We start from the raw sequence: 25,610 nt of genomic DNA, 5'->3' as shown, positions 1-25,610 counted from the left end.
TTATCTATACAAGCTTCAAGCCCAAGAAAGGAAGGCAATATGAAAAAAACACTCAGTATCTTACTCGTCGCAACTGCTGCATTGACAATGGCAGCCTGCAATTCTTCATCTAAGGAAAGTACGAAAGAAAGCTCAACTTCGCAATCTTCTTCCAAAACAGAGAGCGCGAAAAAGAGCACAGCAGAGACAAAATATCCCGTGACAATCAAAACTTACGATGCCGAAGGTAAGGAGATTGATCAGGTCTTTGAAAAGGCACCGGAAAAGGTCATCACCAACAACCTTTCGACGACCGAAATCTTGATTGAACTAGGATTGAAAGACAAAATCGCCGGTATGCTCAATCCAGACAACGATGTCACAGATAAATACAAGGCTGATATTGCCACCATTCCGCAAGTCGGTGATAAGAAAACCGTATCACAGGAAACTGTGCTATCCTATGAGCCAGACGCTCTTCTTGGCCGAAACATGATGTTTTCCGAGAAGTCTCTGGGAACAGTCAGTGCCTGGAATGAAAATAAAATCCCTGTCTATACACAAAAGGCTTCCCTGTCCAATACCAAGCAAGACCTAGGCAATATCGTTGAAGATGTCAAGAACATAGGAACCATCTTTAATGTTCAAGACAAGGCCAATCAGTATGCTGATCAGCTGCAGGCAAGAATTGACAGTGTCAAGAAGACCAATAAGGCTAGCCAAGGCGAAAAGAAAAAAGCGCTCATCATGTGTGCCTATAACGACGAGACTTTCGGTGCTTATAAATCTGCCCTGCAGGAGAGCCTGCTTAACCAGCTCGGCTATACCAATGTAGCGACCGGAACCTCTGACCTAACCTTGGAAAATCTGGTCTCTATGGATCCAGAAGTCATCATCTACGTAACCAGCGACCGCAACAAGGCCATGGATGAGCAAGCCGTTGATCTAATGAAAGCCAATCCAGTTCTGGAAGATGTCCCAGCGGTCAAAAATCAGAAAATCATGACTATCTCCTATGATGAGTTCATGGATTATGGTCCTTCTGTAATCGACTCACTCGAGAAAATCAATGACTTTGTCAATAAATAAGACCTTTGTCTGGGAGGGTATCACTGTCAATATTGCCCTGCCCCAAGATTATGACGGATCACGACCTTATCCAGCAATCTTGCTAAACGATGGACAGATAAACTACCTAAGCAAGCTTTCTCCATCGGTAATCTTGATCGGGCTGATATCAAACAACAGGCTGGACGATTATACACCCTGGAAAGCCAATGCTCTAAAGCCTGGCAATCCTGATTTTGGCGGCAGAGCAGATAGCTACCACCAGAAACTATTCAACGGTATATTAGCAGAAATCAGACAGCACTGCCTACTGGATGAAAATAGAATTGCCTATGGTGGCTATTCTCTCGGTGGATTAGCAGCTGTTTACAGTCTCTATAGCGGCTGCGAGGTCCCCTGTGTCTTTTCTATCTGCGGCTCCTTTTGGTATCCGGGTTTTACCGACTATTGCCGGACACAGGACTTGAAAAACAAGGACTGTCTAGTCTATTTGCAGAATGGAAAGGCTGAAGGCGCGAATCACTCGAACCGACTTTCCAAGGCTCCTTTTTATGCTGCAGAAATTCATCGCTTGATTCAGAAAGAAATCCTTACCACCTGCTCCGTCTTTGACTCTTACGGTCATCATGAAGTTCTCAAAGAACGCTATGTTGCCTTTGCCGACTGGCTGGCCACACAATGGCATATTGACTAATGAAAAACCCCTTTGTCACATACAGCAGCTGACAAAGGGGATTTTTAGTTTATTACTGTACGTAAAAAAGACTCTTACCAGTAAAATGGTAAAAGTCTTGGAAAAAATTACACCAAAATTCTTACTGCCCCTCATCCCCAAATTTACCAGTATGAAGGTGGATAATACTGTCATGACCAGGTAGAACGGGCAGACCGCCAGAATCCTTACGACTGAACACTTCAAGCAAGCCTGGTGTCAATTGAGAGTTTTTCAACTGCTCAGGGCTAATCTCATGGACAATTTCTGCTCCTCGTCCCGTCTGTACCTTATAGCCAAACAGCGGGTCAATCAAAGTGCCACGGCCGATTGCAACTAAATCCGCAGCTGTATCCTCAATAGCAGCTTCTGCATCTTCCTGACTAAAGACACCACCGATTGTAATCAGTTTAGTTTGCTCATCCATCACTTCCTTAAAATGATCTGCATAGGTTTTGTCAGATCCTGTAGGTTTTGAAGCATAGCCAGCCAAAAGCGACAAATGGATGTAGTCTAGTTCGTGCTTGACTAGCTCCTTGACCAAAAGTTTGGCTTCTTCATAAGTATAGCCTACTTGATCTTCATGGATTTCATCTGGGCTAATCCGATAGCCAATAATAAAATCTTCCGGCGCATACTTGTCCGCAGCACGCTTCACTTCCTCGACTACTGCCAAAGGAAAAGCCATACGTTTTTCCAAAGTTCCGCCCCATCTGTCCTGACGAACATTGGAAGTGCTAGAAAAGAATTGCTGCAGCAGATAGTGATTGGCACCATGGATTTCCACTCCTGAAAAACCAGCTTGAACTGCACGTTTGACTGCTCGACCAAAATCCTTGATAATTTCAAGGATTTCTTCATCCGTCAATTCTCTCACAGGATAAGGCAGAAAAGAAAAATCTAAGGCACTGGGAGCCAATACTTCCTCACCCTTCAAAGCACGGCCTGAAGCTGCTATCCCACCATGATGAAGCTGCAAAATCGCTTTATTGCCATCTTTTTGAAGGGCAGCAGCTAATTTTCTCTCCCCTTCAATGTGGTCATCAGAGTAAATACCTAATTGAACTGGATAGCCAGTCTGGTAACAAGGCCCTCCTGATGGACTGACATAATGAAATTCAGTAATCAAAAGACTGGCTGCCTGAGAGCGTGCTCCATAGTATCGTAAAGTATCATCAGACACAAATCCTCCTTCTAAGCCACTGAAAGTATACATAGGGGACAGCACCAAACGGTTGGTTAATTTGGCACCGTGACGCAATTGAATCGGGTCTACAATTTGTTTAGACATAGTAAAAATCTCCTTTCTTATTTGACAATTGGTTTTCAATAAGTATTTATTACCAACAGGTATTCGCTATTAAAATCTACGTTGTAACATCATGAGAATTCATTATACTCTTATTTATAATGTCGTTTTCTATACTCCATCGGACTCACTCCGTAAGTATTCCGAAATAATTTTGCGAAATAGGCTGCATGCAGGCCACCTGAATGCTCTGCAACTTCTTGTATTGAGAGATTAGTGGTAATTAGTATTTCTTTAGAGTATTCTAATCGAAGTTCGCGTAAACGTTCTTGTGGTGTTTTTCCAGTCACACTCTTATAGACATGCCGAAGATAAGACTCAGAGCCTTTTGCCATAAAAGCTAAATCTTTCAAAGTTAAACTTTGCTGGAAATATTCTTTTAAAATATGATCAATTTCTTCTACCCACTCCTCTTTGCTAACCGGCTTTCCTAGTGGACGGCATCGTTTACATGGTCTATATCCTGCTTCAACTGCCTGCTCTGCTTTTTGAAAAATCGTCACATTTTCTTTTTTGGGAAGACGAGAGGCACATGAGGGACGACAGAAAATTCCGGTACTTCTAACAGCATACCAAAAAAACGTATCATAATCACTGTTATTACTTTTAATAGCCTCCCACTCCCAATCTTCAGCCATATGTCCTAACGCCATCATTTCCTCGCCTCCAGCTTCAGCAGGTAAGCTTTTTTATCAAGTCCGCCGGCATAACCCGTCAGCTCGCCATCGCTTCCAACGATCCGATGACAGGGAATTAAAATAGAAATAGGATTATGCCCAATCGCACCTCCGACTGCTCTGGCCGAACCAATCTTACCATACTCGGCTTGTAACTCTCGTAGAATATCTGAATAGGTAGCCGTCTGACCATAGGGAATCTTCTGCAACACTGCCAGAACCTTGCTTCTGAACTCAGTCACTTGAGGCGCCAATGGAATTTCATCTGTTGGGGGATTTTCCCCCTTAAAATAAGCATCTAGCCATGCAACAACGCGTTGGCTTACTTCTGTCTCCTCCTGCTGTGCTTGCTCCAAATCATAGCCTGCACCATAATATTTCTGTCCTTCCAGCCACAGCCCCAGCAGGGCAGTTTCGTCCGTCATAATGAGAATACGGCCGATTGGGGATTTGTAATAAGTTATGTACATTTCTTCTCCTTTTCGATGATAATCAACTAATAAAGCAAACGCCAAATATAAAAAACTGCATATGAACACCATGTTCCCCACTCATTTTTTAACTTTAACAGCAATTCCTTAGACGGTTTCTCATCTAAACCAAGTATATAAGATATGCCATTCTGCAATCCAATGTCAGCCATCGGAAAAGCCGATTGGATACGAAAACATCGCATCATCACATAATGAGCCGTCCACGGACCGACACCATAAAGTTTAAGCAGCTCTTTTTCAATTTGCTCAGCTGTATCTAACTTTTGATAATAACTTCTTGAAATGGTGCCCTGATACAAGAGCTTTGATATTGTTTGCAAATATTCTGCTTTTTTACGAGTCATTTGCAACTCCAATAACTCCTCAGCCATACTATTCGCGACCATCTTTGGCTTTGGATAAAGCCAGTAAGTTTCATGGTTATAGTGAAAAGCTTCGCCATATTTCTTGACAAAACGTTCTTTTAGGGTATAAGCATAAGCAAGATTTACCTGCTGTCCTAAAATTCCCCAAGTAATAGCCTCATAAAAATCTGGGACACCAATCAAACGAAGTCCGTAAAATTTCTGAACCAAAGGAGATAAAATATCATCTTCTTGTGCAAACTGATAAAAGTTATCTAACGACTGATCTAAATCCAACCAATCTCTGACAAAATTGCTAATAACTTTTCTAGCCTCAGCAGAAAAAATAGTCTGATTTTCCGCCTGGATACATATCTCTTGAACTTGCTCATTGTAAAAAATCGTACAAAGATAAAATTCATTTTCAACTTTAAACAAGCGCTTAATTCTGTCATTTGCAACTTGGTACATCACTTCCTTTTCCTCTCTTGATAAGTAGGAAATGATTTGTCCCCAGTCAAAGATAGATGACGTTTCTAAATAGATTATATTTTTAGCTAACATTTCTCCACCTTTCTTTTAGTTATTATACCATCATTTTGGAAGCGGAAATATAACAATCTGGCTTTCTCATCAGAAAAACAAAATCCCCCTATCTTTAGCAGATGGGGGATGACATCGTATTTAACTAGGTGACTTGAAGCTTAGCCACAATTCCATCTGGGTCTGTGACTTCTAGCTCTTGGGAGCTAATCCATCGGACTGGTGCCTGCAAGTCCAGAGCATTTTCATAAATAGCTACTAGGTCTTCTTTTCCTTCCACTTGCGCCTCAAAATAGGCTAGTCCCTGTTGTTTAGGTTGGCGATGATTCAAGTGAGAACCTCCCCATTCATTGACTGCTAAATGGTGATGGTAGTTTCCGGATGCCAGCCAGCTAGCAGAAGGTACAGAAAATTTATCCTCCAAGTCTAGAAGCTTTTGGTAAAAATGACTGGCCGCTCTGCTATTTTTCACAGATAGATGGACATGGCCCATACGAGTGCCTTCAGCAATACTAAACGGTTGGACTTCCTGACCTAGTTCATAGATTTCTTGAGCCGCGAGCGCTTCCGTCACTCCGATAATGCGACCATCTTCCCGAATATCCCAATCAGCCTGAGGCTTGTCCCGATAAAGCTCAATGCCGTTGCCTTCTGGGTCCTCCAGATAAATGGCTTCACTATAGCCGTGGTCCGCTCCTCCAACCATAGGTACTTTATTTTCGGATAAATGCTTCAGGATATCTGCTAAGGCTTGACGGCTGGGAAGCAAGAGTGCCAGATGATAAAGACCGTAAGCCGACTTGACTGACTGTCGGTCACTGGTTGCTAAAAGCCGCACCAACACTTGTCCGTCCCTACCCAAAGCCACTTGTCCGTCCTGCTCTTCCAAAAGTTCCAGCCCTAAAACACGCTGATAAAAATCCTTTTGTCTTGCTAGGTCAGCTACATAAAGCGCCACCTCTCCTAGATAAATCTTGCTTTGATATTCAAAAGTCATGTTTTTTCTCCTCTCTTCAGATTTAAATGTCAGCAGTCCGTCTGCTCCATCTTTTTTTATTTCTCCAAAACAGAGATAGGTTCCTTGATATGGTTTTTCACATCTCTATTTGTTCCGAAAATCTATTAAAATTGTAATTGTTTTTGTTACATCTATTAGTATAGCAGGTTTTAATGTAATGTCAATAATTACATCTTGGAAAATTCTTAACAAAAAAACAATCTGCTCACTGGGAAACAGATTGTTCTTTAATTTTTTTTTCGGTCGCTGCGACGACTTCGTCAAGGCTGGTCTGAGCCAACTCAGCTTCCATGGCTGCCTGAATAGCCGCCAAGCGGTCGTCTAAGACATTGTGAATGTTCTTACCGATAGGACAGTCTGGATTGGGCTTGTCATGAAAACTAAAGAGCTGGCCGCTCTTGCCCAGACACTCAACAGCGCTATAGACGTCCAACAGGCTAATGTCTTTCAAATCTTTGGCAATCTCTGCTCCTCCAGTCCCACGAGCAACGGTAATCATTCCGGCATTCTTGAGCTGGGACAGGGTCTTGCGGATAATAACTGGATTGACGCCGACACTGCCAGCAAGGATATCACTTGTCAGTTTTTGTTTTTTTCCCTCCAAAGCCAGTACAATCAGCATATGGGTGGCAATGGTAAAACGGCTAGAAATCTGCATTTTTTCTCCTCCCTCATCATTTTCTCCCACTATTATATCTCAAAAATGGTGTAACTTCAAGAGTTACGACTGGACTTTAAGAAAGCTTCAATCTCATCTGCATAGCCTTCCCGCTCACTGATTTCTCGCAGCAGGTCGTGGTTATGGGTATGGTGGATACCATTGACCAAACTTTCCTGATAAATCTCATAGTAAGGTAAGTGGAGCTCCCGAGCCAATCTCAGCTCCTGCTCCACATCGTAGGCCACGCGCCTCAGGTCGACATCAGCCAGACCCGTCTCATCTATCTCTAAAATGGCATACTGGGCTCGCAAGTCCTGACGCAAAGCTGAATCAAGAAAGAATGGCTGACCAATAGAGCCGGGATTGATAATCAGCTGACCCTTAGTCCCATAACGAAGAAACTGCTGGTGAATATGACCATAAACAGCGATAGCGCAGTCATTGCCCTCAAAAAGGCGGTCGAAATCGCTCTGCTCACCAATATGAATCAGCTCCCGCCCCCAATTCTTATCAGGCAGATGGTGGCTAACCGCAATCTTCAATCCCTCTACTTCTGTCAAGATCTGCAGAGGAAGTTCCTGCATGCGGTCAATCTCTTCAGGACCGACTTCCTCTAGGACAAAATGGCAGAGCCGGGTCAGGTAGAGATGGCTGGGACGTGTCAAGTCTAACTTTTGGTGCAGGGCATGCCAGAGACTGTCTTCCCAATTCCCTCTGACCTGGAGACTGATCTGCAGCTTCTCCATCCTATCTAAGATATTTCTGCGGCCAGTTCCTGGCAGGAGCAAGTCCCCCAAAAACCAATAGTCTGTCACCTGCTGGCTTTCCGCATCCGCCAGTACTGCTTCCAAGGCTGTGCTATTCCCATGCACATCGGATAATAAGGCAATTTTTCGTTTCATCGTGTGTCTTTCTCTTTCTTTACAAAGAATATTATATCAAAGTTCAAAAAAACTTCCACCCATCAAGTGAGTGAAAGTTTTGAAGTCTTTTTATCAATCAACAGACTTGAGTGCTTCCAGCATATCCACCCGTCTGAGGCGGTAGTTGACAAAGAAGCCAAGTAAGGTCAGAATAAGAGTCACTGCTGTTAGAGGAAACAGATAGACTGAGGAACTTACTTGAGGGGTTAAGCTGATAATGCTAGGCGCAACCTTCTCAATCAAAAAACGATGCAGGAAGAAACCGCCTAGAAACCCAACTGCCATCCCAATCACTGAAAGAATAATGGTCTCTCGATAGATATAGAGGGTCACTTCCTTATTATGAAAGCCCAAAACCTTGATAGTGGACAGCTCGCGAATCCGCTCGGCCACATTGATATTTGTCAGGTTGTAGAGAATGACGACTGCTAAAAGAATGGAAATCAGGACCAAAACCAGCATTGTATTATTAAGAGAATCTGCTAGAACGTTGAACTGCTTCACCATGCTAGCATTTTGGGAAACACTCTTGACAAACTTGAGGCTCATAAATTCATTGGCCTTGTCCACAATATTTTTGCTAGAGGAGTCCTTGAGTCGCACTAGATAAGCGTTTTTCTCGGGCTTTTTGCCGTAAATCTTCTGGTAGTCCGTCGCCTTCATAAAGGCAAAATGTCCAAAATGATTCTCATTGACTGCTGCGAGCATGACAGACTTGCCGCCCAGCTCTATACTGCCACCGGGGCTAACTCCAGCTATGCGGGCCAATTTATCCGAAACAACTACACCGTCCTTGAGAGTCAGCTTTTGCTGGCTGTCAGGACTTTCCAGAGAAATAAAAGGTTCAAAATTTTCCTTGTCCGTAACCATTAAAGTGACTGATTCTGTCTCTTTTTTCCCTTTGTACTTCTCTGTTAGAGTTTCACTATGGATTTCCTGATAGTCAGCAATCGAGTCATCTGCCAACATCTTTTTCAGCTTGTCTTGCTCAGCTTGATTCTCCCCAGGATTGACAGCGACAATCAAGTCGTATCGCAGAATCTCCTCAAACTGACGTTTTGGAATACCACCAATAGAAGATTGGAGTCCTAGACCGGCAAAGAGTAGGGCAACAGAACCCGCCACACCAAAGATAGTCATAAACATTCGCTGCTTATAGCGAAAGATATTGCGAGCTGTGACTTTCTGAGTAAAGCTAAGGCGCCGCCAGATAAAGGACAGTCTTTCCAAAAAGATCTTGGAGCCTTTGACCGGTGGCTTGGGCAAAAGCAAGTGAGCTGCTTCTTCTGTCAACTCCCGTCTTGCCACCAAATAGGCAGGGAGAACACTGGATAGAAGGGAAAGTCCCAAGGCCAGTAAACTATAGGAAATATAAAAATATGCATGAGGGGCAGAAAGCACCATCCCTCTGGTAATAATAGAAGAAATCACTCCAGACAAGAAATAATGTCCCAGCAGAATCCCTACGAGGGTACCTAGACTCCCCGCCACCAAACCGTAAAGAGCAAACTTGCGAATGATATCGCGGCTATGATAGCCTAGAGCTTTGAAGACGCCTGCATTCGTTCGCTCCTCATCGACAAAGCGAGTCATGGTGGTAAAGGTCACCATAGCTGCCACCAGATAGAGCACCACCGGGAAAATATTACCAATCGAGGCAATACTATTCATGGAGTTTTTATACATATGATAACCATTCCCACCTGGTAGAGACTTTCGGTCATAGCTATGATAGGCCGGCTCTTTCAAACGATTCAGGTCTGCCTTAGCGTCAGCTAGCTTGTCCTTGCTAGCTGATAAGTCTTTCTCTGCCTGTGCCAGCTCTGCTTTTTTCTGATTGAGCTGGGACTCAGCTTCCTGAATCTGCTGCTGGCTCTGGCTGAGCTGTGCAGGAGGGAGGATAGAAGCGGATTGAGCTGCTGCTAGCTGGTTTTTTTGCTGGTCTAGCTGACTCTGAGCTTGCTCTAATTGTTTTTTACCTTGGGTCAGTTCGCTCTCAGCCTGAGCAATCTTATCTTGGCCCTTCTGAATGGTGCTTTTGGCATCCGTCTCTAGTCGCTTAAAGCGAGCCGCTCCGTTATCTTCCAGGCTCTTGTCCAAAGCAGTCTGGTGCTGCTCCAAACGCTCCTGATAGCTTTCAGAGAAGGGAGCCAGTTTTTCTAAATCATGGTAGCGCAGACGGGCAATACTGTAAACATCTATATCAAAGGCCTTAGAGCTGACTACAGCATAGGCAGATAAAGCCCCGCTGCCACTAGTCGCATTGCCCAGATTTCTATCAGACCAGAGCTCTGCCGAGTTGACAAATCCCACGATCTTATAGGTCTTGCTTTTCAGAACTGACCGACTGCCTGCTTTCTCGGTCAGATCAATCTCCTGACCAAGTTTATATTTTCTAGACCAAAAGCTAGCTAAAGCAATTTCTTGCTCATTCTTGGGAAGATGACCGGAGATCACTTGAAAGTTTGAAATATCCTTAGTATCCGAGAATACTCGTAGGGCCTCCTCGTCTACGGTGACATCTGTCAGATAGCCAAACTCGACATCAGCTCCCTTAATAGATTCCAGCTCTTTCTGATCCGCCTTATCCAAACCATAGTCCGCCATAACAGCCAAGTCCATGGTTCGCTGCTCTTTCAAATAATCTGTTGCTGTTCTGCGCATATTGGGAGGAGCGACCTTGAGCCCCACGAGAGCTAGAGAACCCAGCATCATAAGGATTAAAATAGATAGGAAACGTCCTTTAGAGCTAGTGAAGGAGCGCAGAATATCTTTCCAATAAATCTTTCTCTTCATATCAATACTCCAATGTACTTATATCCTGTGGTTGTTCATTGACTGTAACACTCTTGACTCTCGCGTCATGCATGCGGATAACCCTGTCAGCAATGGGAGCCAAGGCAGCATTGTGGGTCACGATAATCACCGTCGCTCCTTGATTGCGGGACATGTCCTGTAAGATTTGCAGCACTTGCTTGCCGGTATTGTAGTCCAAAGCTCCTGTCGGCTCATCGCAGAGCAAAATCTTGGGATTCTTAGCCACAGCCCGAGCGATAGACACCCGCTGCTGCTCCCCTCCTGATAGCTGCGCCGGAAAGTTATTGAGGCGCTTTTCCAGACCAACCGCGCTCAAAGCAGCCACTGGATCTTGGGCATCCTTGACGATTTCAGAGGCCAATTCGACATTTTCCTTGGCCGTCAGGTTGGGCACCAGATTGTAAAACTGAAAGACAAAGCCCACATCATTGCGGCGATAGTCCGTCAGCTGGTGGGAATTGTAGTCAGCAATATTCTGGCCGTCTATCAGGATATCTCCCTCATCATTGGTATCCATACCGCCAAGGATATTAAGCACTGTAGACTTACCGGCACCAGAAGCACCTAGGATAATGACCAGTTCCCCCTTTTCAATCTCAAAAGAAATATCGTGATTGGCAACTATTTCCGTATCCCCCATCTGATAACGTTTAAAGCTATGTTTCATTTCAATATAAGCCATATCGTTCCTCTCCTTTTCAAAGCTCGTTTCCTTAAATCAACAAACTGTTGATTCCAAATCACAGATATTATATAATGAGCTTAGATAAAAAGCAATAACCAAAAATCAACAAAGTGTTGATTTAAGCAAAAAGGAAGAAAAATGGTCCAGAAACGAAAAACTAGCACTAAGGAAGACATCAAAGAAGCCTTGATTCAACTACTATCAGAGGAAAGATTTGATAATATCTCTATCAGTAAGCTCTGCAAACGGGCTGGGATTAACCGCGGCACCTTCTACCTCCACTACCAAGATAAGTATCAGATGGTTGATAGTCTCAAAAGCGACATTATTTCCCAACTTTCTAGTTATAGCATGTTTGAAGTGGAGAACGAATATCCCAAAAAGTTAATGATAGCAAAATTTCATATACTGCGCGCTAATGAACGTCTTATCAATGCCCTGACCAGAAGCCATTATATTGACTTTCGCGAAGCTATTCGGGAGTACATAACCACTATCATTCTGAGTGACAAGCAAGAGACTGCTACACAGCGTTTTTTAGAGGAGAACTTTCAGATTCCTCCGAAATATGCACTGGAAATCTTCCTATCCAGTGTTGAGGGGATTATTTCTCTTTGGATAGCCGGCGGAGCTCAAGAAGAACCTGAAGAACTCACTGACATAATTTTGACTACTTATAACTATGATTATTTAAGATAAAAGGTTCTAGCTTAAAGGATAACCTAGACAAAAGTCATTTTTTCCACTAAGAAAGGCCGGACATATTGCTCGGCCTTCTTTTTATTTTAGATTAGTTTTTCTTTGTTTTCTTCAAAAGGAAGAAGACTCCTGCTAGGATAATCAAGCCAGCAAGGCCCATGATGGTGGCTTGCTCACCTGTTGATGGCAGGTCTTTTTTCTTAGCCTTGACGGACTGCTCATTTCGATACTGCACTTGGTAAACAGAGAAATGATTGGTCGTGAAGCTGATAGTCTGGTTTTGATTAACCGTTACATCAAACTTCTCAACTTGCTTGCCATTTTCATCCAAAGCATAGACGGCATCCACTGGCAGGTCTTTGCGGACTGGGATTGTCACAAGGGTTGGACTGACTTGATGCACTGGCTGACCATTCGGATCGGTCAACCTAATGTCATAGGTATCTGTCGGCTGAATCTTGCTTTCCAGTTTTTGAACAGACAGTTGAAAACCGGCCTTGACCAAGTCAGCATTTTTCAAGCGAATGCCAGTTGCAACATCTACCAAGCTGTCATCTTCTACATTGACTTCCGTCCGGCTATCAGAGCTGCTGGACGTTGCTGAAGAGGAAGAACTTGACGAGCTTTGAGATGACGAAGAGCTGCTAGAATCTTTGCTGGAGCTGGAAGGACTAGTTTTTGTTGCTTCCTTGATTTTAGCTTCCATTTCAGCTTCTAGCTCTTTCATTTCCTTAAAGACTTGAGCTGCCCGAGCCTGTGTTTCTTCTGTAACTTTTGCTGAAGAGTCTGGCAGAGCTGCATTGGCTGCATCCAGAGCATTTTGTTCCTCAATAAAGCGGGCTTCCAAAGCCTTCCACTTGTCTTGGACAGAAGTTCCAAAGAGGTCCTGATGCTTGGCTGCCATATCGTAGATATGAGATGCTACCCAGTACCAAGAGTCTGGACTGTAGCTAGTTGTGTTGACCTTATAAGCATCGTAAGTATCTGTGATATTACCATTATATGGCAGGTAAGGTGAGAAGCGCGGACTGCCTACCGCCAGCCACATAGTGCCTCCGCCCATATTGGCTGGAACGCCGTCTTTGAGCTGGAAGATATGAGCTTCCATGACATTTGGGTTGCCCAACGGATATTTGTAAACAGGGTCTGTCGTACCGCGTTGTGGCAGCCCCTTACCATCTAGCTCCATTTGGTCCAGCGGTTTGAACTGGGTTCCCTCAAAGCGATTGCGCTGCATAGCCATGACATCTGCTACACTGATCTTTCTGTCTGTGGAGTGCATGAGATCAAAGTAAGAGTCGTTATAAGACACGGCCGCATTTGGGTCCAGACTAGTAATACCAGCCCAGGCACGTGAACGATCTGCCTCTGCCATCGGTGGATTGTAGGATTGAGAAATGTGGAATTTACCATCAATTTCTTTATAAGAATTAGCTTGCTTGGCTACATCCTGAACACCTTTTGAAGCAATGACATTTTCCGTATCATCAAAATCAACACTACCCAAGAAGAAAGTATTAGGAAAGACTGCATACTTGTCATCTGGGAATTTAATAGCAACATATTGGTGGCCAGATAGGATTTCCATATACCAGACACCAGTCTTATCAGCAATGGTGATAATATTCCCCTCTGCTGCTCCTTGCTCTCTGACAATTTGTGCCATCAGCTCCACACCCTGACGGGCTGTCTGAACATGGGGCAGAACGACGGTTGTCAGGATAGACTCTGCCAAGCCATTTTCTACATAAGGATCCACTTTTTGGATGGCATCATTAGCCTTGGCAGAAACTGTCGCAGAAATGGAAACTCCGTACTCATTGAAGCCAACCTCGTCAAAAATACCTTGGGATGGGGTCACATCTGATACCGAGGTATACTTGTAGCTTTCTGCCGGCAGGGTCCATTCAAAGCCGTTGGCTTCATCAACCAGCTTGGCACCACTCGCATTGGTCTTTCTCGGATGAACCAGAAAGACCTTATTGTGATTGGGCTCCAAGTCCTCTGTCCGACCGTAAAGCGTCGTGCCATCTGCTGTCAGGTCTTTCCCGACGATAAATCCTGTGCAGGCTTCGACCACTTGGAAAGGAAAGAGAAAAATGGCCGAAAGAGCTAACAAGGAACGAAACAATATTTTTTTCATAAAAATATCTCCTTTGTTTTTTGTAAAAAATTACAAAATTAAATACTAAATTCAGTATAGCCTTTTATACCAGGATTTGCAAGCGATTACAATATTTTTGACGTGTAAGATTTACTAGATAAATAATTTATTTCAAAATAGAAAAAAGCCAGATAAAATCTGACTTTAAAGACACGTGGCTGCGGAGGCACAACCCGCAGCCGCGCAAGTATCGCAGGAAAGAATGGATAGAGGAAAAAGAACAAACTTCTCTCCTATTACCAAACTGGTTGTGCTTCATAGCTTAGATTATTTTACCGTCTTCTCTAGACAAGCAATCCTACCAAACGCTGACCCGCTTATCTGGAGCCAGATACATGGCATCACCTTCTTTGATTTCTGGATAGGTTTCATAGAAGGCCTCTACATTTTTGAGTTGCTGGTTGACCCGCAGTTCGGACGGAGCATGGACATCTACCTTCAGAAGAAGTTGGTTAAATTGCAAGCTGGCCTTGCTTCTCCAGATATTGGCATAGTTTTCAAAGTAATTCTTCAAGTCTGCATCTGGATATTTCTTTTTAACAACTTCGAGAGTAGCTGAAAGTCCTCCAGCATCGGCTACATTTTCTGTTACCGTAAGCTTGCCGTTGACCTTGCCGCCGTAGATTTCAATACCATCCCACTGCTTGGTAACAGCTTCAATTTTCTTGTCAAAAGCTTTCTTATCTGCTTCTGTCCACCAATTGTTCAAATTTCCCTCTTCATCAAAGTTTGCACCGTTTGAGTCGAAGGCATGAGTAATCTCGTGACCGATAACCATACCGATACCGCCGTAGTTCTTTTCCATCTCTTGCTTAACATCAAAGAATGGATTCTGCAGGATTGCGGCTGGGAAGTTGATACTGTTATTTTCCTGTGAGTAGTAAGCGTTGATATCATAGGAAGGCATCAGCCACTCGTCCTTGTCTACTGGCTCAGAGAAGTGCTCAACATCATATTGATGTTTTGCTTGACTCAAAGCAATTGCATTCTCAAAGAAGGATTTTTTATCGTCTACTTTCAAGGCCTTAGTCACTTCGCGAACTTTTTCAGGATAGCCGATATAGAGTTTCATAGTATCCAGCTTCTTGACTGCCTTCTGTTTGGTTTCTTCTGATAGCCATTCGTTTTTCAGCATACGTTCCCGATAGACTTCCTTGATATCCTTGACCATTTGGGTCACTTCTTGCTTGGCTTCCTCACCAAAATATTTGCGACCATAGTAAAGACTAAAGACATCTGAAAAAGTTCCTGTTGTCAGATTGTATGCTGCATCTTCTTTTGAAGTTGCTTCCTTAGTACCTTGCAAGGATTTTTGGTACTCTGCAAAAATCAGCCGATAGTCATCGGTTAGAAAACTAGATGCTGATGCTGCCTGCTTCACAAGCATCCAAGATTTGAGCTTGCCAAAGTTCTTGTCGTTGACTACTTTGGCAAAATTTTCATAATACTTAGGGTTAGGTACATTGACATCACCAGCTTCCTGGCCTAGATAGTCATTGATAATATCGTGAAACTTAAAGGTATCAGAGTAGGCATTGATGTCTTCTGCCGTCTTAGGATGGTGAAGATTTTTAATTTCCGAAGCTTCTTCATTACTTTGGGCATACTTGGCCAATTCTCCATCAAATTCTAAGGCTTCTTTGACAATCTTTTCGCTGTTTTTTTCACTGTAGCCCAGCTTTTTCAAGGCTTCTTTGAATGCTTTTTCCAGCGGATCCATCATCCTTTTCTTAGCACCTTCATCTTCATAGTAGCTCTTATCCGGTAGCATAAGACTTGGACTGGACAGATTCACTTGTTTCTGATTAGTATTTTCTAGGTTAGAACTAATTTCAAAGGTAAACGGCAGAGCCAAACCGCGTTTTTCCCAGTCAACAGCCTTACTAGCTAGGTCCTTCAGATCGGACAAGTCTTCAATTTCCTTGAGATAGGACTTGAGAGGATCTAAGCCATCCTTTTCCCGCTGCTTGAAGTCAGTCGCTTGCTGGTAGTATTTGATAAACTCAGGCATGCCTTCAATCGTTGACTCTTCTTTACCAGAGACTAGATTTTTGACATCCGCCTTCATCTTATCCTTGACCTTCTCGTTCAGCTCATAAAACACACCATTAGACGGCTGGTCGCTAGGGATTTCTGCCTTTTCCAGCCATTTTTTATTGATGGCTTGATAGTAATTGGTCCTCACTGTGGCATTCTTATCGATCGGTGTCTCCTGAGGGACAAAGGTCTTATAAGCCCAGTAGCCACCGGCAGCCAAGATTAGGCCGGTCACAGTCAACGTAGAAGTTAGAATGATTTTCGTTCTTTTCTTCATGAGTTCCTCCTTGTATATTAAGTAAAATATAATTGACTTTTTTATTTTACTCATTTACTTTAACATATTCTTTTTTCCTCGTCAACAGAAAACTGAAGGTCTGGAAAAAATTGCCGCAAGAGGAGAAAATAAGGTCATTCAGTCTGCTTTTAAAAGTGATCTGGTCTAGACTCACACTTAAAGAAAAACTAAAGTTTCTATCAGCTGTCCTGTTGCTTCCAGCTCTTTTCTCTCCTCCTTGCACTTTCTAGTATAGCCTCCAAACTTCAGATATTTCTAAAGAAATTCTAAAATATTTCTAAAGTTTTTTACTAAAATAAAAAAAGACTGAGACAAAAATGCCTCAGTCTAGTTTTATTCTGTTCAAAAAATATTGAGGCTGAGACAATTTAAATTGTCTCCCAGACCTTTTAAACCAGAACCTCAAAATAAGTTGGTAAAGCTAAATTTTCAAAAATTTAGTTCTTTCCTACTGTCTCCTACTGAACCTTTTTAGCCAGCATCGTCGCAAAGCGCAGCTGAATTCGATTGCCGTTTTCATCCCGGCGATGGAGGTGACCAGGATTTTCATTGTACTTAACCAGCTCCCAGTCTTTATAATACTCGGCAAGCTCGCCTTCCTTAAAAGTAAAAGGAAAGGGAACAGAGCATGGGAAGTCTTCTGTATCCATAGCACAGACGATGAGATTGTAGCCACCAAGCGCTGTATGCTCTTGCATATTTCGGATAATATGCGGAATCCGCTCCGCCTGCAGAAACATCAGGACAACGGTGGAAACGATCAAATCATAAGTTTGAGTCAGACTAGCTGAGTTGATGTCGTAGCTACCCACTGGCAGATCCAAATCCTCCTGCTCCACAATGCTACGTAAAATCTCCAGTGCCAGCGCATTCTGATCTACAGCCGTCACTTCAAAGCCCTGTTTGGCCAGAAAGAGAGCATTGCGGCCTTGACCACAGCCCAAATCAAGCGCCCGCCCTGGTCGGACTGTCTGCATGGCTTCCAAAACCTCTGAGTGCACTGGATTGCTGCCGTATTTCTTAGGGAAATAATCCTCAGGTCGGCAGTAAAATTCCAAATACCACTCCACATCATCTGTCAAGGCTTCGACCCGATGCCAAGCTTGGGGTTGGGCAAAAGGATTGTCCTGACCAGCCTCAAAGATGTGCTCAGCCAGCTCCTCACCCTCCTCTGACATCTCGACAAACTTAAGGCGTCCCTTGAGAACAGTGATTTTACCCCAAGTTCCCTCTTTGGTATTGTGCTTTCTCTTTACCGCTTCTGGCATGGTCTCAGCCGTCCACAGCGGCATACGTTTATAAGCTAGCAATTCTTCTGTCATAAAAAATCCTTTCTCTAAAAGCCAAGCTCCGAATAATTTAACTGTCTTTATCATACTCGAAAAGAACCGACTTGACAAGTGGCAAATCGAAAGGTCCTTCCCTGCAAAAAGAAAGAACTAACCAATCAGCCAGTTCTTTCTCACATAAGAAGTTTACTTTCTTTTACTTTTCAGCATCTATCTCTTTACGACTCATCAGTATGCCCTTTCTTGTAAAATTGATTTATTCTGTTTTTGTTTCATTAATTCCTTATCCTTACTCTCATCATAAAACTGGTTGAATTCCTCTTTAGAGCTAAAAGGATGTTCCAATCCATCTTTACTGATACTTGCTGGAATTACACCTTCATATAAGTCTGTATTCGGAGGAACTAACAGACTATAAAACTCTAGATAGTCCTTAACGCTCTTATCAAGTATATAAAGTTGAGAGTTCGTTTTTTCCAATAATGTCGCTGCCTTTGGGTCTGTTTGCGCCATCAAGATATTTCGAATCCAACTTGTATCCACAGCTTCGCCTAAAGGATATATAATAGGAAATCTAAAATTCCCCAACTTTTCATCAAATTGTTGCGTATTTAGTTTAAAATTAAAGGTGGGACTTTGAAATTGTGCTGTCTTGTTATCTTCCCAATCAATTTTTCGCGTATCAAGATTGTACCAAAGAGTTTGAAACTTATCATGTTCCCCAGACTCAGAGGCAAGAATAGACAAATAATTTTTTCCATCAATGACAGTTAATGTTTCCTCTATTCCTCTAGGTAAATATTTAGAATTATAGTCTGAAACTAATTTATACAAATCTTCTTTATAACCTTCTAGCTGTTGATTCTTAACATGGTAAATGGATAAAGTATAATAGTTATCTTCATTTTTTTTATCAATAATATCCGGCGTTGAAGGAAGTTTGATATTTTCTCGAACAATATAGTTGGCATTACGCGCACCAATTGTCACTCGCACTGGTCTATCTGCGTTTTTCAGAGTGGCATACTTGCGAACTAAAGCATCTTCCTCTGGATTTTCTGATTTCCAATGAACCACTACCCCTGTACCATTTTCAAGAAAAGAATAATCATCAATTGTAAAAGTCCCTGTATAATAAATTAAGGATTCATAAGTTTCTCTTTCTTCCTTAGCTTTTTGAAGCTGATCTTGTTTTAAATGACACTGCCAAGCAAATATGGCAAGTCCCAAGACCGCTAAAGAAAGAAGACTTAACAATAGTTTTCTTATCATTGTTCACCATTCCTCTTATTGTTTCTATTTTTCTTTTTGTGGATGGGTTTCAACCCAATGCTTGAAATCATTAAAAGATCGAATCTGTGTTTTCTCTCCAGTTGTTTCATCTGTGGCATAAAGTTCCATTACATCCTGACCTTCGGGCGCAAACCAATGAATTAAATCATTAAACCACTCCTCCTCATTGTATTGGTCTGGACGGAAATAGATTTTATTCATGTCTCTCATTTTTTTCGCAATTTCAGGATAAATCTTAGCAAAATTAGTACCTGAAAGATCTAAATTACCTTTATCATAAGAAGCTACTAAGTAACCTGGTCCATATCCTAAGTGATAATTTGATGTTGAAGAACTAATCTGACTCTCTATACCTCCTTTTTTCCAATTGGTAGCCATAGGCGAAGAAGCCTCCACAGGAAAAATTGTGATATCCTCTTTACTTAAAAATTCATTGAATTCTTTTTCTGACATCTTCTTTTCGATTTTTCCCGTATCCAATGACAGAATTACGTATATAGTTTTTTCTTTCTTACTACCTTCGTTCGAATACATGCTAAAGGATAAATACTCTTTGCCATCCCTTGAGAACTGCTCCTGAATCTGCTTTAGCCTATATGTATTCTCTCGTCCTAACAAACTATAGATATCGACTTCTTTGCTAGTTATTTTGGTAGAATCGTGCAAATTATATATCTTGATTTTGAAATATTCCTCTTTATTTACTTTTGATGAACTTGCACTGTCATATTCATCCAAACTGTTGTATTTAAAATCCGTTATATAATTTTGACCATAGCGAAAAGAATCATTTTCTTTACTGCCAACCAAAACATATTTATCTTTATTAAATAGCTGCATTCCTTCAACACAATATTCACTCTTAGCATATTCTTTCTTCTTCCCACCTAGAAAAAAAGTCAGTGAAGCCACGGAAGTCAGAATCAAACAGAATATAAATATGAAAAATTTTTTATTGAGTTTCATTTGCTTACCACCAGTTTTTAATTCATCTAGCCATTTATTTTGATAGTCCTCGGAGTCATTCCACTTTTTTTCATCAATCATTCACCAAAAGTGGTCATCCTCAAACCTCATCCTTTCCATTATAGCATAAATCAAAAGTCAGAGTTGGATACAAAAAAAGACCGGTCACCCAGTCTTTCATCTTGTATGAAAGTTGCTATGTCCTTTTTTTAACCCTACCATTTTGACTATTTTATGCTGCTAAAAACCTCAACAATTCCTTTGAGAATTCATCCGCATATTGGAAAATAGAACCATGTCCAGCATTTGGATAGATAAGAAGTTTGCTTCCTTCTACCTTTTCATGCATAGCATAAGAATTTTCTGTTGGGACTTGCATATCCTTATCACCATTCACAATTAAGGTTGGTTGAGTGATATATTTCAGATCGTCTTGTGGAGCTTGGCCCCAAGCCTTGATTGCCTTGAGCTGCGTTAAGAAACCAGAAATTTTCATGTCTTTGTCCTTAAATTGCTCAGTCCGCGCGCCCATACGCTCTAAAACCTTCAAAGCTTCTACTTTACCTTGCTCATCATGGTTGTAAAAAATATAGCGTTTTGGGTCAATACGCTCAAGGGCAGCTTTAAACATATATTTGAATGTTTTCCCGGTAACCTTATCCATTTCAAATCCACCTCGAGGACCAGTTCCTGCCAAAATAAGAGAATTAACCAAATCAGAATCCATACGAACTATTTCTTGAGCAATCATACCGCCCATAGACAGTCCTAAAAGGTTGATACGATTGTAACCTAAATCACTTATAATGGCAATGGTTTGCTCTGCCATGCCTGGGATAGTCGTTGCAACTTTTCCCTGACTTGCCCCAACACCTGGTAGGTCTAAGACAAGGACATGATGCTCTTTCGCAATCAAATCTAAAAGTTTTGGATCCCAATTGTCCAAGGTCGCAGCCAAGTGAACTAACATAACAAGCGGAAAGTCAGACTTACCCTTGCTAAGTTCACGATAGGCAATTTGATTTCCGGCAACAGAGATGTATTGATTTTTTGTTGTAATGTAAGACATAAACTTCTTTCTAATTATTCAAAGCTGAGAACTGTTTTCCCACGTGAACGTCCATTCGCAACCTTGTCAAGAGCAGCATTCACCTCATCAAACGGGTAAACTGTATCAATAGATGGTTTGATTTCAAGTTTACTGAAAATATCTGCCACTTCTTGTAATTGAGCACCATTACTTTCAACAAAGATAAAATGATAATGAACACCATACTTCTCAGCCATCTTATCAAACTTACGTCCAGCAAGTCCTAGCAAGATTTGTTTCCATTTTGGCAAGTTCATGCGTTTAGCAAAAGCACCATTTGGCATCGCTCGAAGAGAAACTAAGTGTCCGCCTTTTTTCATGATAGACATTTGCTTCTCTGTTTCAGCACCACCAAGTGTATCCAAAACATAGTCCACATCGCTGACAGTTTTTGTATAATCCTCCGTCTTGTAATCAATAAAGCGATCTGCCCCTAGGTTCAAGACACGCTCAGCGTTAACGGCAGCACCATTCGTGATGACCTTCAAGCCTTTTGCTTTAGCAATAGGAATCGCCATGCCACCAACACCACCTGTACCTCCAGAGATGAAGATTGTTTTACCAGCTTGAGCTCCCATAAGCTCAAGGGCTTGCATAATAGTCAAAGCCGTCAAAGGCACCGCAGCAGCTTCTATATCTGTCAAATATTCTGGGACTTTTGCCAAGGCTTCACTATCTACGCCAACATATTCTGCAAAAGCTCCGATATGATCAAGTGGGAGGCGAGCAAAAACACGGTCGCCAAGCTTGAAGTTGCTGACACGGCTTCCAAGTTCTTCAACAACTCCAACAACTTCATTTCCGGCTGTTTGCGGCAATTTGTAAGGGACAATCATCTTAACTTCTCCTCGGGAAATCATATTGTCCAAAGGATTGACTCCCGCTGCAGTGACCTTAATCAAAACTTGATTATCTGTAATAATAGGCTTTGCTATTTCTGTTATCGTAAGGTTGATGTTCTTTTTGTCGTATTTTGTATGTAGTGCTGCTTTCATTATAATCTCTTTTCTATCCTTTATCTTCTTTGCATCAAGTGCAAGACTGTATTTTTGTTTTTAAAACTAAGATTTTACAAGTCAGTTTCGAACTTGATTAGCTGTTTTATATAAATTATTGATGACATCATCTAATGTTTGATGGCGCAATGCTTTTTCTAGCTGAGCTTCTGTGCTAGCGAAAATTGGCGAGACCGCTTCTTGAATATTTTGTCCGACAGGACATTCTTGATTAGCGTTCTGATGCATTTGAAACAAACTAATGTGCTTAACTTCTTGGGTAGCATAATAAATCTCAAGTAAACTCATCTTCTTAGGAGTTTTGCCGAGTTGATAGCCCGATTTACCTTGATGAGAAATAATCAAACCTGCATTTTTCAACAAGGTAATGACTTTTCGGATATAGCTAGAATTAGTTCCTACACTCGTCGCTAAGTTTTGCGAACTCAAAGTCTCCCTACTCTCACTAATCATTGTCAAGATATGCAAAGCCACTGAGAATTTTGTATCCATAGAAACTCCTTTTTCACAAACTTGTATCTGATACAAGAACAAGTATATCATCTGGATGGTTACTTATCAACTATTATGCTCACTTCTTTTTTTAAAATTAGAAAAGTTATCGAAGACAATCGAATAACTGGAAAACTTGCTCCCTAAAATAAAAAAAGACCGGTCGCCCAGTCTTTCATCTTGTATTAAAGTTCTTCATCTGTCTAGCGATGTCGCGGTTTTGCTCGCGGCGTTTGATGGACTCGCGCTTGTCGTAGTCGTGCTTCCCTTTGGCTAAGCCCAGAAGCAGCTTGGCATAGCCGTCCTTGAGATAGACCTTGAGCGGCACCAGCGTCATACCAGTTCCCTTGGTCTCCTGCTCCAGCTTTTGGATCTGCTTCTTATGCAGCAGCAGCTTTCTGCGACGTTCAGGCTCTTGGTTCCAGATATTGCCCTCTTCATAAGGCGCGATATGGACATTACTGAGCCATGCCTCACCGTTCTTGATTTGGGCAAAGCCGTCTTTGAGATTGATGCGGGCTGCGCGGATGCTCTTGATCTCCGTCCCAGTCAGCACCATGCCGGCCTCGATGGTATCCACGATGGTGTAGTCGTGTCTGGCCTTTTTATTTTGCGCGACGACCTTTCCTTCTCCCTTTGCCATGCTTGGCTCCTTTCTTGACTAGTTCCTTGTAAAATGCCTTCTGGCTCTTGCCTTTCTTGGACTTCTTATCTTTCTTATCTCTGTAGCCTTTTTCTTTGGAAGAATGGCTGCGCTTGTCATCCTCACGGCGTCTCTTTCTGCCTGACTTGCCTCTGCCACTCTTGCTAGTCTTTTCTACCAGGTCAAATTCACTAGGCAGGTATTCAAAGTCAATCTCGCCCGTAGCCTTATCCGCTCGAACCAGCTTGATGCGAATCTGCTGACCGACCTTGAAGACCACGCCAGACTTTTCTCCTTGCAGGGTCATCGTCCGCTCATTGTAGCTATAAAACTCTGGCAGGTTGGTAACATGGATCAAGCCTTCGACCGTATTAGGCAGTTCAACGAAGAGTCCAAACTTAACCACGCTTGAAACCACGCCGTCAAATTCTTCCCCAACAAATTCTTCCATGTACTCAGCCTTCTTCATGGCTTCGACTTCGCGCTCGGCCTCAATAGCCCGACGCTCTCGGCTGGAAGACTGACTGGCAATCTCTGGAATCACTTGCTCAAAATGCTCTGCTATTTCTTTAGACTTGCCATAATCCCTCACCATCCTATGAACCAGAAGGTCTGGATAGCGACGAATCGGACTGGTGAAATGCGTATAAAACTCCGCTGCCAAACCATAGTGGCCGTGATTGTGCTCAGAGTAGCGAGCCTGCTGCATGGATCGCAGAAGCATCATAGACAGGACATCCTCATAAGGCTGGTCTTTGACCGCCTCCATAATATCCTGCAGGGCCTGTTGACTCATAGAGCTAGCCGTCCCGTATATCCGAATCCCAAAGCTAGAGGCGTAGTCGATAAACTTCTGCACTTTCTCCGCCTTAGGCTCCTCATGAATCCGATAGATGAAGGGCAGATTTAGCTTAGCAAAATGCTCAGCTACCGTCTCATTCGCCACCAACATAAAGGACTCAATCATGCGCTCAGCAATTCCCCGCTGACGCAGGACAATATCCACTGGCCGGCCTTCTTTGTTGACCATGATTTTGGCTTCATTGGTGTCAAAGTTAAGCGCACCGCGTTTAAAGCGCATGCTTTCCAGAATCTCATGCAGCTGGACCATGCTATCAATACTGGGCACAATGGCCTTGAACTGCTCAGCTTTTTCCTGATTTCCAGCAATGATGTCGTTGACATCACTGTAGGTCATGCGAAAGGTCGTCTTGATAACAGTCTGTGTAATAGTATTCTTGACCACGCGCCCCTTGGCATCTATCTCCATGATAGCCGACTGGGTCAGCCGGTCCACATTGGGATTGAGAGAGCAGATTCCGTTGGACAGGCGCTCTGGCAGCATAGGCACCACGCGGTCTGTCACATAGACAGAGGTTGCCCGATTAAGGGCTTCCTTGTCCAGCTCAGAGCCTTCTTTGACATAGTAGGACACATCTGCGATATGGACGCCCAGCTCAAAGTTGCCATTTTTTAGACGCTTGATATGAACAGCATCATCCAAGTCTTTGGCATCCGCTCCATCGATGGTAAAGGTAATCTCTTCACGCAGATCCAAACGTCCTTCCAAATCACTCTCTGTCGGTGCCTCTGGAACTCGATCGGCCTCTTCCAAGACCTTTTCTGGAAATTCAGAGACAATATCCATCGACTCCAGCACTTCCAGCACATCAATGCCTGGATCGTTGACATGACCGACCACATCGACCAGACTAGCCACAAAGAAATCGTGTTTCTTGGTCGGATATTTGTCAATAGCGACCTTGAGCACCTCTGTACCATCCAGAACCATAGCTGGTTTTTTGACATAAATAGGCTGGCTTATTTTCTGATTTTTCGAGCGGATATAACCCGCATACTTGGGCTTTTCCTCATCCAGAACCAGCTGACCAACCGCTGACGTCAGGCTGTGCTCCAAAATATCAATAATCTTAGCTTCAGCTGACGTTCCCTTGATCCGGTCTGCCACCTTGGTAATGACTACTTCCACCGTATCGCCATCAATGGCATGATTGACATCATTACGGCCGACAAAGAGGTCATCCTCTTCCTCATTCAGGGTGACAAAGCCAAAGCCATTCTTGTGGGCATGAAAAACACCCTTGAGCGTCAGACGCTCCTGCTTTTTCTTCTCATAAAGCTCAATCCGCCCCTTGTCATCAAAACGAATCTGATGCTTTCTTTCCATCTGGGAGATGGTCTTGACCAAGCTACTAAAGTCCTTGGAAGATTCTTTCCCCAAAGCAGCCGCCAGCTCATCTACGCTAGCCTGCTGCCTGTCTTTTAAATATTCAATGATTTCTGATTTCATATTCCTCTTCTCTTGATGAGTTCTTTCTTCATCTCTTTTAAATCTCTTTAAAACTTAAAAAATAGGCCAAGACGAAGTCAGA

The 25,610-nt window shown here is 42.7% G+C and carries 22 protein-coding genes; 3 read left to right on the top strand and 19 right to left on the bottom strand.

Features of this window, described 5'->3' with window-relative positions; all coding sequences use genetic code 11:
- Positions 1-39 precede the first annotated feature (39 nt).
- On the top strand, positions 40-1,068 hold the full coding sequence (locus RP262_RS07120; protein WP_311154713.1) for an ABC transporter substrate-binding protein: 1,029 nt from the start codon (positions 40-42) through the stop codon (positions 1,066-1,068).
- Positions 1,049-1,741, top strand: coding sequence for an alpha/beta hydrolase-fold protein (locus RP262_RS07115; protein ID WP_311154712.1), 693 nt, complete (start codon positions 1,049-1,051; stop codon positions 1,739-1,741). The genes RP262_RS07120 and RP262_RS07115 overlap by 20 nt, the downstream gene beginning before the upstream one ends.
- A 121-nt stretch (positions 1,742-1,862) precedes the next feature.
- Here the strand turns inward: RP262_RS07115 and RP262_RS07110 are convergent, their stop codons facing one another.
- The 9 genes from RP262_RS07110 to RP262_RS07070 form a co-directional block, all read right to left on the bottom strand.
- The gene (locus RP262_RS07110) at positions 1,863-3,050 is read right to left on the bottom strand and encodes an NADH-dependent flavin oxidoreductase (RefSeq protein WP_311154711.1); all 1,188 of its coding nucleotides are present in this window, start codon (positions 3,048-3,050) and stop codon (positions 1,863-1,865) included.
- Between the two features lie 110 nt (positions 3,051-3,160).
- Positions 3,161-3,724: an Ada metal-binding domain-containing protein gene (locus RP262_RS07105; RefSeq protein WP_311154710.1), complete on the bottom strand. Its 564-nt coding sequence runs from the start codon at positions 3,722-3,724 to the stop codon at positions 3,161-3,163.
- Positions 3,721-4,215 (bottom strand): methylated-DNA--[protein]-cysteine S-methyltransferase, encoded by a 495-nt coding sequence (locus RP262_RS07100; RefSeq protein WP_311154709.1) that lies wholly within the window; start codon positions 4,213-4,215, stop codon positions 3,721-3,723. The genes RP262_RS07105 and RP262_RS07100 overlap by 4 nt, the downstream gene beginning before the upstream one ends.
- A gap of 26 nt (positions 4,216-4,241) precedes the next feature.
- Complete coding sequence (locus RP262_RS07095; protein ID WP_049540661.1) at positions 4,242-5,147, bottom strand: DNA-3-methyladenine glycosylase; 906 nt, start codon at positions 5,145-5,147, stop codon at positions 4,242-4,244.
- Positions 5,148-5,271: 124 nt separating this feature from the next.
- The gene (locus tag RP262_RS07090; RefSeq protein ID WP_311154708.1) at positions 5,272-6,123 is read right to left on the bottom strand and encodes a VOC family protein; all 852 of its coding nucleotides are present in this window, start codon (positions 6,121-6,123) and stop codon (positions 5,272-5,274) included.
- Between the two features lie 226 nt (positions 6,124-6,349).
- Positions 6,350-6,802, bottom strand: coding sequence for an Rrf2 family transcriptional regulator (locus RP262_RS07085; RefSeq protein ID WP_311154707.1), 453 nt, complete (start codon positions 6,800-6,802; stop codon positions 6,350-6,352).
- A gap of 56 nt (positions 6,803-6,858) precedes the next feature.
- Positions 6,859-7,707 (bottom strand): metallophosphoesterase family protein, encoded by an 849-nt coding sequence (locus RP262_RS07080; protein ID WP_311154706.1) that lies wholly within the window; start codon positions 7,705-7,707, stop codon positions 6,859-6,861.
- 93 nt (positions 7,708-7,800) lie between these two features.
- A complete protein-coding gene (locus tag RP262_RS07075; protein ID WP_311154705.1) occupies positions 7,801-10,524 on the bottom strand; it encodes an FtsX-like permease family protein in 2,724 nt (907 codons plus the stop codon).
- Position 10,525: 1 nt separating this feature from the next.
- A complete protein-coding gene (locus RP262_RS07070) occupies positions 10,526-11,227 on the bottom strand; it encodes an ABC transporter ATP-binding protein (RefSeq protein WP_311154704.1) in 702 nt (233 codons plus the stop codon).
- A 141-nt stretch (positions 11,228-11,368) separates the two neighbouring features.
- Between RP262_RS07070 and RP262_RS07065 the strand changes: the two genes are divergently transcribed.
- Positions 11,369-11,929, top strand: a complete 561-nt coding sequence (locus tag RP262_RS07065; protein WP_311154703.1) for a TetR/AcrR family transcriptional regulator — start codon at positions 11,369-11,371, stop codon at positions 11,927-11,929.
- A 91-nt stretch (positions 11,930-12,020) separates the two neighbouring features.
- Here the strand turns inward: RP262_RS07065 and RP262_RS07060 are convergent, their stop codons facing one another.
- From RP262_RS07060 to rnr, 10 genes are all read right to left on the bottom strand, one after another.
- Positions 12,021-14,072 carry a C69 family dipeptidase gene (locus RP262_RS07060; RefSeq protein WP_311154702.1) on the bottom strand — a complete coding sequence of 684 codons (2,052 nt, stop codon included), beginning with the start codon at positions 14,070-14,072 and terminating at the stop codon, positions 12,021-12,023.
- A gap of 319 nt (positions 14,073-14,391) precedes the next feature.
- Positions 14,392-16,461 carry a M13 family metallopeptidase gene (locus RP262_RS07055; RefSeq protein WP_311154701.1) on the bottom strand — a complete coding sequence of 690 codons (2,070 nt, stop codon included), beginning with the start codon at positions 16,459-16,461 and terminating at the stop codon, positions 14,392-14,394.
- Positions 16,462-16,886: 425 nt separating this feature from the next.
- On the bottom strand, positions 16,887-17,750 hold the full coding sequence (gene tehB, locus RP262_RS07050) for an SAM-dependent methyltransferase TehB (protein ID WP_311154700.1): 864 nt from the start codon (positions 17,748-17,750) through the stop codon (positions 16,887-16,889).
- Between the two features lie 195 nt (positions 17,751-17,945).
- Positions 17,946-18,989, bottom strand: a complete 1,044-nt coding sequence (locus RP262_RS07045; protein ID WP_311154699.1) for a hypothetical protein — start codon at positions 18,987-18,989, stop codon at positions 17,946-17,948.
- A 24-nt stretch (positions 18,990-19,013) separates the two neighbouring features.
- A complete protein-coding gene (locus RP262_RS07040; RefSeq protein WP_311154722.1) occupies positions 19,014-19,976 on the bottom strand; it encodes a hypothetical protein in 963 nt (320 codons plus the stop codon).
- A 232-nt stretch (positions 19,977-20,208) separates the two neighbouring features.
- Positions 20,209-21,045, bottom strand: a complete 837-nt coding sequence (locus RP262_RS07035) for an alpha/beta hydrolase (protein WP_311154698.1) — start codon at positions 21,043-21,045, stop codon at positions 20,209-20,211.
- 14 nt (positions 21,046-21,059) lie between these two features.
- Positions 21,060-22,061: an NADP-dependent oxidoreductase gene (locus RP262_RS07030; RefSeq protein ID WP_311154697.1), complete on the bottom strand. Its 1,002-nt coding sequence runs from the start codon at positions 22,059-22,061 to the stop codon at positions 21,060-21,062.
- A gap of 81 nt (positions 22,062-22,142) precedes the next feature.
- Positions 22,143-22,574, bottom strand: coding sequence for an Rrf2 family transcriptional regulator (locus RP262_RS07025; RefSeq protein ID WP_311154696.1), 432 nt, complete (start codon positions 22,572-22,574; stop codon positions 22,143-22,145).
- 175 nt (positions 22,575-22,749) lie between these two features.
- Complete coding sequence (smpB, locus tag RP262_RS07020) at positions 22,750-23,217, bottom strand: SsrA-binding protein SmpB (protein ID WP_125336742.1); 468 nt, start codon at positions 23,215-23,217, stop codon at positions 22,750-22,752.
- Positions 23,180-25,528, bottom strand: a complete 2,349-nt coding sequence (gene rnr, locus RP262_RS07015) for a ribonuclease R (RefSeq protein WP_311154695.1) — start codon at positions 25,526-25,528, stop codon at positions 23,180-23,182. Before rnr ends, smpB begins: the two co-directional genes overlap by 38 nt.
- Between the last annotated feature and the right edge of the window lie 82 nt (positions 25,529-25,610).

Source organism: uncultured Streptococcus sp. (assembly GCF_963456385.1).
GTDB lineage: Bacteria > Bacillota > Bacilli > Lactobacillales > Streptococcaceae > Streptococcus.
The sequence above is the reverse complement of the archived record's forward strand: the minus strand, read 5'-3'. Positions and strand labels throughout refer to the sequence as shown.